Source organism: Endozoicomonas arenosclerae (assembly GCF_001562015.1).
Classification (GTDB): domain Bacteria; phylum Pseudomonadota; class Gammaproteobacteria; order Pseudomonadales; family Endozoicomonadaceae; genus Endozoicomonas_A; species Endozoicomonas_A arenosclerae.
This window is the reverse complement of the sequence record NZ_LASA01000059.1, coordinates 194,571-208,483: the sequence shown is the minus strand read 5'-3', so window position 1 is coordinate 208,483 and position 13,913 is coordinate 194,571. Positions and strand designations below refer to the sequence as shown.

The window sequence follows — 13,913 nt, the reverse complement described above, 5'->3', positions numbered from 1 at the left end:
TTATCTGTCTTTTGGATCCAGGGCATCACGGAGCCCGTCGCCAATAAAGTTGAAACAGAACAGGGTGATTACCAGGAAGGAAGTCGGGAAGGCCAGTTGCCAGATCGCCACTTCCATGGAGGTTGCCCCTTCGTTTACCAGTGCTCCCCAGCTGGTCATAGGTTCCTGTACGCCCAGACCCAGGAAGCTCAGGAAAGATTCAAAAAGAATCATGCCCGGCACCAGAAGGGATGCGTACACCACAACGATACCCAGAAGGTTAGGGATCAGGTGGCGGAAAATAATCTGGGTAGAGCTGGCACCACTGATAATGGCTGCCTCGACAAATTCCTTGCTCTTCAGACTCAAGGTCTGGCCTCTTACGATACGTGCCATATCAAGCCAGGAGACTGCCCCTATTGCGATAAAGATCAACAGTATGGAGCGTCCGAAGAAGGTGATCATCAGGATAACCAGGAACATGAATGGGAAGGACTGAAGGATTTCCAGTGCTCTCATCATCAGGTTATCAATACGGCCACCCAGGAAGCCCGCCATGGAGCCATAGATGGTGCCAATGATGACAGCAACCAGGGCACCCATGGCACCTACCATGAAAGAGATCCGACCTCCTTCAAGGGTGCGCACAAACAAGTCACGACCCAAGTGATCAGTCCCGAAGAAATGTCCGGTTTCCATGGAAGGCGGTGCCGCCATGTTGGCCCAGTCAATTTCGTCATAGGTGAACTGACTGGCCATCGGACCAAAGATAATCAGCAGGGTAACAGCTACCAGTACAATCATACTGGCGACAGCTGCCTTATTACTCAGGAAGCGTCGGCGGGCATCCGCCCAGAGGCTGCGCCCTTCAATCTCCAGTTTTTCGGAGAAATTTTCCACAGCCTTGTGGCTCTCTTCTTTCACCATTTTATTCACAGTGATTGTCGCCATGGTTTAACCCCCCACCCTGATTTTTGGATCGATCAGCCCATAGAGGATATCGACGACAGCGGTGAACAGGATGGTCAGTGATCCAATGATGATAGTCAGTCCCAGTACCAGGGAGTAGTCTCGGTTCAGTGCGCCGTTAACAAAATGCTGGCCAATACCGGGCAGGCCAAACACGGTCTCAATAACAACAGAACCGGTGATAATACCGACGAAGGCTGGGCCGAGATAAGAAACAACAGGCAACAGAGCAGGCTTCAGGGCATGTTTAAAAATAATGTGACGTCTTGGCAGACCCTTGGCTCGAGCAGTACGGATAAAGTTACTGTTCAGGGTCTCGATCATGCTGGAGCGCATGATACGGGCGACTGCTGCCACATAGAGGATGGCCATGGCAGCAACAGGAAGCACCATGTTTTGCCAGCTGCCATCGTTCCAGCCTCCGGCAGGTAACCACTTAAGGCTGATGGAAAAAATCAGCACCATCAGAGGAGCAATAACAAAGGAAGGAAGAACTACTCCTACCATAGAGAAGGTCATAACGGTGTAGTCGATCCAGGAATTCTGTCTCAAGGCAGCCAATGTGCCCAGTCCAACACCCATGATAACTGTAAATAGAAACGCCAGGGCGCCAATGGTTATGGAAACCGGAAAGCTTTGGGCAACCAGTTCATTAACTGTGTAATCCTTGTACTTGAAAGACGGTCCCAAATCGCCGTGCAGAAGGTCTTTCAGGTAATAGGCAAATTGTTGCCAGAGTGGCTTGTCGAGATGATATTTGGCTTCCAGGTTGGCCAGAATTTCCGGTGGCATGTTGAAATCACCGGTAAAGGGGCTGCCTGGTGCCATCTGCATTAAAAAGAACGACAACAGAACGAGAATGAACAGTGTCGGGATGGCAACGCCAATGCGTTTGAGAATAAATGTAAACATAGGTACACCTTGTATGTGTCCCTGACTGTATGTTGATCAGCCATCCTGGGATAACCAGTATGGCTGATCTCTACACCAGAGGGATTAATGCTTCTTGATAAACAGATCCCGGGTGTAAACGTTGTCCTCAACATTGCTCATTGGGTAACCGCCTACATATGGCTTAACCAGTCGGCTGGTTACGTATTGGTAGATAGGTGCAACAGGCATCTCATCAGCCAGAATTTTCTCGGCTTCAGTGTAGAGGTGGGAGCGCTCTTCGTCGCTGGTTACAACTCTGGACTCGGACATCAGCTTGTCGTACATCTCGTTCACAAACTGGGAGTCATTCTGACCGTGGGTTGAAGTGTTCAGGTCCAGCATGGTGGAAGCTTCATTGTAGTCGCCAATCCAGCCGGCACGGGCTACGTCAAACTTGCCGTCGTTACGGGAGTCGAGGAATGTTTTCCATTCCTGATTCACCAGCGTCACCTTCACGCCCAGAGGTTTCCACATCTGTGCGATAGCGATAGCCACTTTCTTGTGAGCTTCGTCGGTGTTGTACAGCAGGTCGAATTCCAGTGGTTTGTTAGGGCCATAACCTGCTTCTGTCAGCAGACGTTTTGCTTCGGCATTACGCTCTGCCTGAGACATTTTGCTGTAGTCAGTGGAAGGTGGAACAAAACCACTCACGGTTTCAGGTGTGAAGGTGTAAGCAGGCTTTTCACCCTGACCTTTAACGTACTTGCTGATGGCGTCACGATTGATGGCGTAGGACAAGGCCTTACGAATACGCACGTCATCAAATGGCTTACGTTTGGTGTTGAATGTGTAGTAGTAAGTGCCCAGGTATGGAGTCACTCTTACTTCGTTTGGAATCTGCTTTTTCAGGGACTTGAAGTGCTCAACTGGAATGAGGTTAGTCATATCCAGCTCGTCAGCCTTGTAGCGGTTCAGTTCAGAAGTGGTGCTGACGATAGGCAGATAGGTCACTTTATTGATGACGGTTGCCTTATCATTCCAGTAGTTGCTGTTACGCTCCAGAACGATTTTTTCGTTTACGCGCCAGTCAGCGAGTTTGTACGCGCCGTTGGATACCATGTTGCCTGGACGGGTCCAGTTATCACCGAGCTTCTCAACCACTTTCTGTGGGACCGGGAAAGTGGTCTGGTGAGCCAGCATCTTGATGAAGTAAGGGACAGGCTTTTCCAGAGTTACCTGAAAAGTTTTATCGTCAACGGCCTTAACGCCCAGGCTATCTGCAGGCTTTTCACCCTTAACAATGGCAGAAGCGTTTACGATGGTTGGAATTTCCATGAACCAGGCGTAACGGGAAGCTGTTTCTGGATCAACGGCACGTTGGAAAGCAAAAACAAAGTCACCAGCGGTTACCGGATCACCATTAGACCATTTGGCTGTGTCACGAATTTTAAATGTAAAGGTTTTATTATCTTCTGAGACGGTCCAGCTTTCAGCCTGACCTGGAATGGTGTTGCCTGCTGCATCCTGAGTTACCAGACCCTCAAACAGATCCTTGGTAACACTGGAGCCTGGAACGCCTTCTACTTTCTGGGGATCGATGGAAGCGGGCTCTGCACCGTTACCGCGAACCAGTTCTTGGACTTGTGCCAGTTGCGTGCCTGCTGGAACAATAGCGGCGTTGGCGCTGGTGACGGCCATGATGCTGGCTGCCAGAGTCAAAGCCGGAATACCGGCCAGTTTCAGAGCCTTGAATGGCTTCTTCATATTGTTATCCCCTTCATTCGATGACCGGCCTGTTATCGGTCAACGCATAATTCTGATTGGAGTTATGGTCATGGGCGGGAGCTGCTACGTCTGACGGGTTCGCCAGAGCTAGACGAGTAATACACGATCCTGTGCATTGCCGCTTTATATACCCTGTTCAATGATCTCACCTGAGTAAAGAACCCTGAGTCAGGGACTGTTTTAATTATTGGACTAATGTCGTCAATTCCGCCGGGTACTACACTGATCCCGAAAAATTCTGATTACGGAAATCTTCACCTGTTCATGGAGGTTCGGCTTCAGTATCTCGAATACGGAAAAACCGAACCGCTATGAGCGGGTAACTGAATATAACTAAAAGTTGGGATTAGGATCAAGCAGGTTTTTGAACGAAAGTACGTAAAGACCGCATCGTCCAAACAGGGTAACCCTTTGAAACTATTGAAAAATAAGGTAAATCAACTGATTTATTATTGAGTGGTAGTGATTGGTTCTGAAGAGGTTGTCTGAGCAGTACAATTACGCTGTGTGACTTATAGTGTTTTCAGTGTCATTTAGCGATAAGTGTTTTCCCAAGAGTGATTGGTTTCACAAAAACAAAGTTAAAGGCTGCCTTATACGACAGCCTTTGTTTAGCAAGGCTTATCCCAGGTAGTTGGCGATACCGTCCATGAACATCTGTACTGACAGCATAACCAGGATCATGCCCATCAAACGTTCAATGGCGAAGACACCACGATTGCCCAGCACTCTCATAAATTGCCCGGAGCAAAGCAGGATTGCAGCAGAAATACCCCAGGCAATCAGCAGTGCAGTGACCAGTTTACCCTGTTCTCCCGGATGCTGGTTCCCCAGAAGAATCAGTGTCGCGAGAATCGAAGGACCAGCAATAAGAGGTGTCGCAAGTGGCACAATGAAAGGTTCGCCATCCGGAGTATCACCCATAATGCCGCCACCCCTGCTGGGAGGGAAAATCATTTTGATTGCGATAATAAACAGAATTATCGCCCCTGCAATGCTCACAGCTTCCTGTCTCAAATGCAGGGTTTTCAGCATGGAATCACCCACAAACAGGAAGACTACCAGAATAAATAATGCGATCAGCATTTCACGCATTAGAATTTTGGCTCTGCGCCGTGGTGGCACAGTTTTAAGAACAGAGATAAAGATAGGCATATTGCCGAGCGGATCCATAATCAGGAACAGCAATATGGCTGTGGAGTAGATTTCCATCAGTGCAGCTCAGACTCGAAAAATTAGAATTAAAAAGATTGAGCGGGCTTATATCATCTGGCCTGAAAAAAACCAATCCTGACTTATTCCAGTGTGTACGAGGCAGCACTTACGGAGAGAAGATCTGAGCGCATGATGAAATCTACAAATCCAGATCTCATCAGGTGGGGAGACACTTGTACTCAGAAGAGGGTTTATATAACGAAGTTTTTTTGTGCAACTAACAGAGCCAGTCTGGCCTGTTTATCTTTGACATATCCTGATCTCTGCTCAGCGGACTGGGCACTGAGGTTTTCATGAAACTTCTCAGCTTGCTTTTCAGCGTTGTAAATTTCCTGATTATCCAGCTGACTGTCAGCAACCCAATTGGTCTGGGTCTGGTGGGTGGCAGAAGTGTCTACTGGCTTGATCGCTTCACTCATGATTAATCTCCCCAAATCATGTTCTGATCAGGGAAGATTAGGTCTGGATAGTACTCGCGTCTGTACTACTATGGGCGAAAGTGAATATTAGTTATATAAAATATATTCTTAATAACTAATTACGATTCCAGATATTCATCTTTCAGTTTTACGTAGTTACCCGCCCCATAAGAAAAGAAGGCTTTCTCTTTTTCGCTGACCGGGCGGACTTTCTGTGCCGGGTTGCCTTTGTAGACATAACCGCTTTCCAGTCTTTTGCCGGGAGGCACCAGGCACCCAGCCGCAACAATGACTTCGTCCTCAACTACAGCTCCATCCATAACAACAGCACCGATACCAATCAGGCAGCGATTGTGGATAGTGCAGCCATGCAAGGTCACTTTATGGCCCACGGTGACTTCGTCACCAATAATCAGGGGGTAACCATCAGGATTAAAGGTGCTGGCATGAGTAATATGCAGGACAGAGCCGTCCTGGATGCTGGTGCGAGAACCAATGCGGATGCGGTGCATGTCTCCTCGCACAACAGCCATGGGCCAGACAGAACTGTCCTCGCCAATCTCTACATCACCCAGTACCAGAGCGGTCTCATCGACAAAGACTCGATCACCCAGTTTTGGGGTATGGCCCCTGAATGTTCTGATGGAACGGCTGTTCATATTGTTTATCGCTCTGTTCTTTGCTGATCGGGCCTTGGGGTTGGCCACTTTGAAATTAATTTTACTCTTTTTCTGTCACCCGGCTCGGGTCACTTTGTTTTTCAAGTGTTGCATTGTCCTTGAAAACCGATAATCCTGCACCCATAGACATAACAAGAACGTACAGAAGAGCACCTGAAATATGAGTAATCCACTGCTGGAAACCTGCGAACTGCCTCCTTTCACCAAGATCAAACCGGAGCATGTTCAGCCGGCTGTTGAAGCGATTATTTCCGAGAGTGAGCAGGCGGTTGACGCACTTCTGGCTGATAAAGCTCAGGCATTCAACTGGAAGACTCTGCAGGAACCGATGGATAATCTGGGTGACAAACTCAGCCAGGCTTGGTCACCTGTTGGTCACATGAATGCGGTTGTTAATACCGATGAGTTAAGGGATGCCTACAATGCATGTCTTCCTCTGCTTTCTGAATACTCTACTCGCATGGGTCAGAATCAGGATCTTTATCAGGCTTATCTGAAGTTGTCTGAGTCTCCCGAGTTTGAAACTCTGGACAAGGCTCAGAAGAAAGTTATCACTGACAATCTGCGTGATTTCAAACTGGCCGGTGTAGCGCTTCCTGAAGAGAAGAAAGCCCGTTACGGAGAAATCCAGAAGCGCCTTTCTGAGTTGACCAGCAAGTTCTCTGACAATGTTCTGGATGCCACTATGGCCTGGTCCAAGCTGATCACCGATGAATCAGAACTGGTTGGGCTTCCGGAGTCCGCTCTGGCAGGAGCAAAGCAACTCGCCGAGTCCAAAGGCCATAGCGAAGGCTGGATGCTTAATCTCGACTTTCCCAGCTACTTCCCTGTGATTACCTATGCAGACAACCGATCTCTTCGTGAAGAGGTTTACACTGCGTTCAGCACCAGAGCTTCTGATCAGGGGCCGAATGCTGGCGAGTTTGATAACTCAGAAAATATAAATGAGATTCTCAAACTGCGTCAGGAACTGGCGGAGCTGCTCGATTTTAACAACTATTCAGAATACTCACTGGCCACAAAAATGGCCGACTCTACTGATAAAGTCATGGAGTTTCTGGAAGATCTGGCTCGTCGCAGCAAACCTCAGGCAGAGAAAGAACTGAATGAGCTGAGAGCCTTTGCCAAAGAAGAACACGGTGCTGAAGACCTGCAAGCCTGGGACATCGGTTACTATGGCGAGCAGCTGAGACAGCAGCGCTATGCGATCTCCCAGGAGGAATTGCGTCCCTGGTTCCCTTCAGAGAAAGCAGTCAACGGCATGTTCTCTGTTGTTGAGCGTCTGTTTGGCATTACTTTTGAGAAGGTGACAGATGTTGAAACCTGGCACAAAGATGTGGGTTTCTATAATGTCATTCGCGATGGCGAGGTGATCGGTCGCTTCTATCTCGATCTCTATGCTCGTGAACACAAGCGCGGTGGGGCCTGGATGGATGAATGCCGGGTACGCCGCAAAGTACAAGACAAAGTTCAACTACCCGTTGCTTATCTGACTTGTAACTTCACTCCGCCTGTGGGTGATCAGCCTGCGCTTCTGACTCATGACGAAGTGGTTACTTTGTTCCATGAATTTGGTCACGGCCTGCATCACATGCTGACCCAGGTGGATTATTCAGCGGTATCCGGTATTAATGGTGTAGCCTGGGATGCCGTTGAGCTGCCCAGTCAGTTCCTGGAAAACTGGTGCTGGGAAGAAGAAGGACTGGCCCTGATCTCTGGTCATTTTGAAACCGGAGAGCCTCTGCCAAAAGACAAGCTGGATAAGTTACTGGCGGCTAAAAACTTTCAGTCGGCCATGATGATGGTGCGTCAGCTGGAGTTTTCACTCTTTGATTTCAAACTGCACAAGAACTTCAGTGATGGAGAAAGTGTTCAGGAAGTTCTGGGCGAAGTTCGCAGTCAGGTTTCTGTAGTGATTCCACCTTCGTTCAATCGCTTCCAGCATGGTTTCAGCCATATCTTTGCTGGTGGATATGCTGCAGGCTACTACAGCTACAAATGGGCTGAAGTGCTGTCTGCCGATGCTTTCTCCCGCTTTGAGGAAGAAGGTATTTTCAACAGTAAAACCGGTGAGTCCTTCCTTCATGAAATTCTGGAGAAAGGTGGCTCCTCCGAACCTATGGAACTGTTTGTGAATTTCCGTGGCCGTGAACCTGAAGTGGACGCCCTGCTGCGTCACTCAGGCATCACTGCTAATTAGAATGTTTTGAGCCAGAAGCTCAAAACTTGTTGAAGTAATCAAGCCTTGGGGCCATATGATCCCAAGGCTTCAGTGTGTTGAAGCTATGACAACGAAAAGGTTTATCGCGGGAGCAGTCTGCCCATCCTGTGGTCATCAGGATTCGGTAAGAATGTTCAGTGAGAACGGTGAGAATTTTCGCGAATGCGTGGATTGCGGATTTTCAGATGTAATGGAAAAAGACCCTTCTCTTGCGGGGAAACCTCCAGTCACGAGGGTCTCCCCAGAAGATATGAAGTCGAAAGATGATGCTGATAAGGACAACGGTGTTCAGATCGTACGAATACTGGATCAACAGCCTTGAGTTCGAAAACAACGGTTGCCAGACTCTGAGAAGCTATTCATTCATAGCTCGCAGGTGGCTGGATATTTTCAAATACAGTCCTCTGCATTAACGTCTACTTCAATCGCCAGCGGTCGGGTTCAGGCTGCTGACGTAAACTTCAGTTCAATACCCATACGGCTCGACAGACAGTTCCACTTGGACCAGGTCGAAACCCACTGCTCCGGATTACGGTTATTGACGAAGTCCTTGAACATACGATCGTTATAAATTTCCTGCGAGCGCATCATCTGTCTTACCGTCTGCTCTACAATCCGGTCCAGCTCATTTCCAAACTCTTCTCCGAGAATGGCGTGAATGATCAGGTTGGCCCAGGTCATATTCATAGGGATGAGTGTGCAGCCAGTTTTGGACAAATAACTGTCGTTTACCTCTTCAATCAGGCGATGAGCAAAGTAGGCTTTATCCAACAGGTCGAATAAACCTACTTCAGTATGGGATTGAAGTACGGGAGCCAGAAAGTTTTCTTCAGCAATGCTCAGGAAGGGGGAAATGAAGTTCTCGATCTCCAGTTCTCTTGAGGCCTGGTCAAGCGCTTCAAGAAAGTTGGGGACATGATCTATGTATTCATCTGCAAACTTCAGCAGGGTTTCACAGGCCATGTCTTCAGGAAGTTCGATAGTGTGGTGCAACTGTTCCAGTTGCTGACAGACAAGCGACTGAAGATGGCTGGAGCCTTCTTCGTGCTTTCGGGCGCAATCAATCAGATTGCTTATTGCCTGCACGTCCATGATTGTCTCCGTTGCGGTTGAGATTAGAGTGGGTACTGCAACGTCTTCTTGAAGCTGATAAAAGACCATAGTGCTAATAAGAACACAAGCTTTTTTAAATACCTCTTTTTCATAATGTGAAGATCTTTTATTCATTAAAGTTGGAATAAAAAAACACTGAAAAAAACGATGAAAATGAAAAAGTGCAACTGCTTGTGCAGTCAAAAAAATGACGCACTATATATGCTCTGAAGTTAAGTCTGGCGGTGGATGTTGAAGGTATAATTAAATTTTTGTGAAGAGGTAAAAGTTAAATATGAATACGTGATAGGGATCACAAAGCAAGGGGCAAAAACCAGCCTTCATTTAAATGGAAAACAAACAGCTGTTCTTTTGTTCAATAAAGACGAGCGATCTAAAGTCCGATCCTCGAATTACTCCTCTATAAAACTTCTGTTTAAAATAATTCTATTGTTATTTAAACGACAAGTGACAATTTAAATCAAGATATTTTTTAACAAGACTCTTTTCATTTCCTGCAATCATGTTGTTTAATGAGGTTCTGGGACTATACTCAGTGAGCGATTATTGTCAGACTGAATTTGTCACGCAATGCGTCTCACGGGTATTGGTATTTGCAGGGTGTTCCTGTGTTGTGGGTTTTGCAGGTTGGGTCCGAAGTAGTATGACGTTGTCAGTTACTTAACGGTCGCTTGCGGTTGAATATTGGCACTTTGAACTTCCGCATACAGTCTAACGTGGTATTTCTTTGTCCTGATGGAATAAAGAAATATCGAGGTAAAGACTGCTTGGAAGGTCTGTTGGTTAAAGTGCTCTGAGGTTTTTCAGGCAAGATGCTGTGATGGCTCTGTCCAGTAGGGATAAGTTTGGACGATAGGGGCTAACGACAATAAATCAAGTCAGTAAGCGCTGTTCTGGATACAGGTATGCCTGTCCGGATCCTTTCGGTTACTGCTCCAACACCTCTGAAAGCAAGGCTTTGGGTCTGCTCAATAATAATAAGAAGTCTCCGCCTGGTCTGGGCGGACAGTCAGGGGATGTAAGGGAATGATGCAGCACGCACTAGCTCTCTTTCTTTTGATAAAAGCAGCCATGAGCGGTAAAGATCGCCCACCCCGGATGTTACAAGTGGCGAGATTCCGTTACGGCAGCGGTTGTCGAACAAATCGGTCATTATTATCTTGGCCGGAGTCAAGCAGAGGCTTGGTTTCTTTCGCTCGTTTAAATTTCAGCAAACGACTTTCTTTCATGACGCCTAAAGGAATCGGTAAGACTTTCTTATGGTTCCTGGCCAGTCTGTCAGCTTTTTTGATTCCAGCTCGCGTATTAGCAGACTGGGAAGTCAATATGACTGAAGGCGTTACCGCAGTCAGCCGTTCGATTTACGATCTCCATATGACCATATTTATTATTTGTGTGGTCATTGGTGTTCTTGTATTCGGCGTCATGTTTTATTCCATCTTGATGCACCGGAAATCAAGAGGAGCAAAACCCCACCCATTTCATGAAAGCACGCTGGTTGAAATACTGTGGACGACCATTCCATTTTTAATTCTGGTGGGCATGGCCATTCCAGCCACTAAAACGCTGATTGATATTTATGATACCAGCGAAGCTGAAATTGATATCAAGATTACCGGTTATCAATGGAAGTGGCAGTATGAATATCTGGGAGAAGAAGTTTCCTTTTTCAGTAATCTTCAAACAGCACCTGAACAGATCTACAACGTTCGCAGTAAAGATCCCAATTACCTGCTGGAAGTGGATGAGCCTTTGGTATTACCTACAGGCAAAAAAATTCGGTTCCTGGTGACAGCTGCTGACGTTATTCATTCCTGGTGGGTGCCTGCTTTTGCCGTAAAACGGGATGCTATCCCGGGCTTTATTAACGAAGCCTGGACCAAGATAGAACGCCCGGGTATTTACCGTGGCCAGTGTGCGGAGCTCTGCGGAAAGGATCATGGCTTCATGCCTATTGTGGTCGATGCCAGAACACCGGAAGACTATGCCAAGTGGCTGGACGAGAAGAAAGAAGCTGCAGCCAAAGAGCGGGAGCTGACCACTAAAGACTGGACCATGGCTGAACTGATGGAACGCGGCAAGAAGACCTATGAAAGAGTTTGTGCTGCTTGCCACCAGGTGAATGGTGAAGGTATGCCTCCGATCTTCCCTGCTCTCAAGGGATCGAAGATGGCTATCGAGAAAGATCAGATCAAGGCTCATATCGATATCGTAGTGAACGGCAAGAAAGGCACAGCCATGCAGGCCTTTGCTGCCCAGTTGAGCGAAGTCGATCTGGCGGCTGTTATTACCTACGAAAGAAACGCCTGGGGTAATAATACCGGTGATCTCATCACGCCCAAGCAGATTCTGGAATACAAGAAAACCGGGGAATACAAGGCAGCAGACACTGAAAGCTCAGACAAGTCCCCTGTTGTCAGTAAGCCGACGGTTAATGAGCCGGCAATCAATACACATCAGGCTGGACTGTGAGGAATGCAACCATGACTGCTGTGACAGATACAAGTTCTAATGAAAAGCCAAACGAGCATCATGATCATCACGGTCCTGCCAAGGGACTGATGCGCTGGGTGCTGACCACGAACCATAAAGATATAGGCACCATGTATCTCTGGTTCAGTTTTATTATGTTCCTGACCGGTGGTGCGATGGCGATGGTCATCCGGGCAGAACTGTTCCAGCCGGGTATGCAGATTGTCGATCCCGGTTTCTTTAACCAGATGACCACCATGCATGGTCTCATAATGGTATTCGGTGCGGTTATGCCGGCTTTTGTCGGGCTGGCCAACTGGATGATTCCATTGATGATTGGTGCGCCAGACATGGCTCTGCCCAGGATGAACAACTGGAGTTTCTGGATTTTGCCCTTTGCTGCAGTGATGCTGGTGAGCACATTGTTTATGGAGGGGGGTGGTCCAAACTTTGGCTGGACGTTCTATGCGCCGCTATCAACCACATACGCGCCGCCGTCTACTACGTTCTTTATCTTTGCCATTCACATGTTGGGAATCTCGTCGATCATGGGGGCGATCAATATTATCGCCACCATTCTGAATCTGCGGGCACCTGGCATGACCATGATGAAGATGCCGCTGTTCGTCTGGACCTGGCTGATTACCGCTTATCTGTTGATAGCAGTCATGCCTGTACTGGCCGGTGCCGTGACCATGATGCTGATGGACATCCACTTCGGCACCAGTTTCTTTAATGCCGGTGGTGGCGGTGACCCGGTATTGTTCCAGCATATTTTCTGGTTCTTCGGGCATCCGGAAGTGTACATCATGATCCTGCCTTCCTTCGGGATCGTGTCAGCGATTCTGCCCACGTTCGCCAGAAAGCCTCTGTTTGGTTACACCTCAATGGTCTATGCCACAGCCAGTATCGCTTTCCTGTCGTTTATTGTCTGGGCGCACCACATGTTCACAGTGGGCATTCCGCTGGTGGGTGAACTGTTCTTTATGTACGCCACTCTGCTGATTGCTGTGCCTACCGGAGTGAAAGTTTTTAACTGGGTAACCACCATGTTCAGGGGCGCCATGACCTTTGAAACACCTATGCTGTTCAGTATCGCCTTTGTGGTGCTGTTCACCATTGGCGGTTTCTCAGGGCTGATGCTGGCTATTGCGCCTGCTGACTTCCAGTACCATGACACCTACTTTGTAGTGGCTCACTTCCACTACGTGCTGGTTCCTGGAGCCATCTTCGCAATCTTTGCTGCAGTCTACTACTGGTTACCCAAGTGGACGGGTCACATGTATGACGAGACGCTGGGCAAGACGCATTTCTGGATGTCCTTTATTGGCATGAACCTGACTTTCTTCCCCATGCACTTTATCGGACTGGCGGGAATGCCTCGTCGTATTCCTGATTACGCCCTGCAGTTTGCGGACTTCAACATGATGGCCAGTATTGGTGGCTTCATGTTTGGTACCACACAGCTGTTGTTCCTGTTCATTGTGATCAAGTGCATCAGAGGCGGCGAAAAAGCCAAAGCGGAAAGCTGGGAAGGTGCAGAAGGTCTGGAGTGGAGCCTGCCTTCACCCACGCCTTATCACACCTTCACCACACCACCGGACGTGAAGTAATGAGTGAGAAGGACGAAGCCCCGGTCGATCTGTCGCGAAGAACTGTTATCAAGACAGGTCTGGTGGCTGGGGGGATGTTTGGATTCGGGTTTGCCATGGTGCCTATTTACAACGTGTTCTGCAAAGTCACGGGGCTCAATGGCAAGACCGATCCTAACCCTTATCAGTACAGTGCTGAAACGGCTGAGGTGGATACCAGCCGAAAAATTAAAGTGCAGTTTGTGGCCACAAAAAATGCTGAGATGAGCTGGGACTTTAAGCCCAGTATTACCGAAGTGGAAGTTCATCCCGGACAGGTTGGAGAGCTGGAGTTTTTTGCCCGCAACCCAACCGGTGAGCGCATGATTGGTCAGGCCATTCCCAGCGTTTCACCGTTTCAGGCCACCAACTATTTGCACAAAGTAGAATGTTTCTGCTTCACCACCCAGACTTTGGAAGCAGGCGAAGAAAAAATCATGCCGCTGAGAATTATTGTGGATCAGGCATTACCCCGGCATATCACCAAACTAACGCTGTCGTACACCCTGTTTGACGTGACGACAATGGGAGAGAGGACACTGCCGTCCTGAGGAGA

The 13,913-nt window shown here is 48.1% G+C and carries 12 protein-coding genes; 5 read left to right on the top strand and 7 right to left on the bottom strand.

Features of this window, described 5'->3' with window-relative positions; translation table 11 throughout:
- The 6 genes from oppC to WG89_RS07610 form a co-directional block, all read right to left on the bottom strand.
- Complete coding sequence (gene oppC / locus WG89_RS07635; protein ID WP_062263777.1) at positions 1-906, bottom strand: oligopeptide ABC transporter permease OppC; 906 nt, start codon at positions 904-906, stop codon at positions 1-3.
- Positions 907-933: 27 nt separating this feature from the next.
- Positions 934-1,860 carry an oligopeptide ABC transporter permease OppB gene (gene oppB / locus WG89_RS07630; RefSeq protein ID WP_062263661.1) on the bottom strand — a complete coding sequence of 309 codons (927 nt, stop codon included), beginning with the start codon at positions 1,858-1,860 and terminating at the stop codon, positions 934-936.
- Positions 1,861-1,944: 84 nt separating this feature from the next.
- Complete coding sequence (locus WG89_RS07625) at positions 1,945-3,585, bottom strand: ABC transporter substrate-binding protein (RefSeq protein ID WP_062263658.1); 1,641 nt, start codon at positions 3,583-3,585, stop codon at positions 1,945-1,947.
- A gap of 642 nt (positions 3,586-4,227) precedes the next feature.
- Positions 4,228-4,818 (bottom strand): YhgN family NAAT transporter, encoded by a 591-nt coding sequence (locus WG89_RS07620; protein ID WP_342669253.1) that lies wholly within the window; start codon positions 4,816-4,818, stop codon positions 4,228-4,230.
- A gap of 194 nt (positions 4,819-5,012) precedes the next feature.
- Positions 5,013-5,240, bottom strand: a complete 228-nt coding sequence (locus WG89_RS07615; RefSeq protein WP_062263652.1) for a hypothetical protein — start codon at positions 5,238-5,240, stop codon at positions 5,013-5,015.
- A gap of 119 nt (positions 5,241-5,359) precedes the next feature.
- A complete protein-coding gene (locus tag WG89_RS07610) occupies positions 5,360-5,899 on the bottom strand; it encodes a gamma carbonic anhydrase family protein (protein WP_062263774.1) in 540 nt (179 codons plus the stop codon).
- Positions 5,900-6,080: 181 nt separating this feature from the next.
- Between WG89_RS07610 and prlC the strand changes: the two genes are divergently transcribed.
- Both prlC and WG89_RS07600 read left to right on the top strand, forming a co-directional pair.
- Positions 6,081-8,120, top strand: coding sequence for an oligopeptidase A (gene prlC, locus WG89_RS07605; RefSeq protein ID WP_062263648.1), 2,040 nt, complete (start codon positions 6,081-6,083; stop codon positions 8,118-8,120).
- A 55-nt stretch (positions 8,121-8,175) separates the two neighbouring features.
- Entirely contained in the window at positions 8,176-8,463 is a 288-nt protein-coding gene (locus tag WG89_RS07600) for a YheV family putative zinc ribbon protein (RefSeq protein WP_342669252.1), read from the top strand.
- Between the two features lie 119 nt (positions 8,464-8,582).
- On the opposite strand, the gene WG89_RS07595 is transcribed toward WG89_RS07600, so the two are convergent.
- Positions 8,583-9,233, bottom strand: a complete 651-nt coding sequence (locus WG89_RS07595) for a hypothetical protein (RefSeq protein ID WP_153301474.1) — start codon at positions 9,231-9,233, stop codon at positions 8,583-8,585.
- A gap of 1,248 nt (positions 9,234-10,481) precedes the next feature.
- Between WG89_RS07595 and coxB the strand changes: the two genes are divergently transcribed.
- The 3 genes from coxB to WG89_RS07580 are packed head-to-tail and all read left to right on the top strand — an operon-like array spanning position 10,482 to position 13,908.
- Complete coding sequence (coxB, locus tag WG89_RS07590; protein ID WP_079253709.1) at positions 10,482-11,726, top strand: cytochrome c oxidase subunit II; 1,245 nt, start codon at positions 10,482-10,484, stop codon at positions 11,724-11,726.
- 11 nt (positions 11,727-11,737) lie between these two features.
- Positions 11,738-13,339 carry a cytochrome c oxidase subunit I gene (gene ctaD / locus WG89_RS07585; RefSeq protein WP_062263639.1) on the top strand — a complete coding sequence of 534 codons (1,602 nt, stop codon included), beginning with the start codon at positions 11,738-11,740 and terminating at the stop codon, positions 13,337-13,339.
- A complete protein-coding gene (locus tag WG89_RS07580; protein ID WP_062263636.1) occupies positions 13,339-13,908 on the top strand; it encodes a cytochrome c oxidase assembly protein in 570 nt (189 codons plus the stop codon). The genes ctaD and WG89_RS07580 overlap by 1 nt, the downstream gene beginning before the upstream one ends.
- Positions 13,909-13,913: the final 5 nt, after the last annotated feature.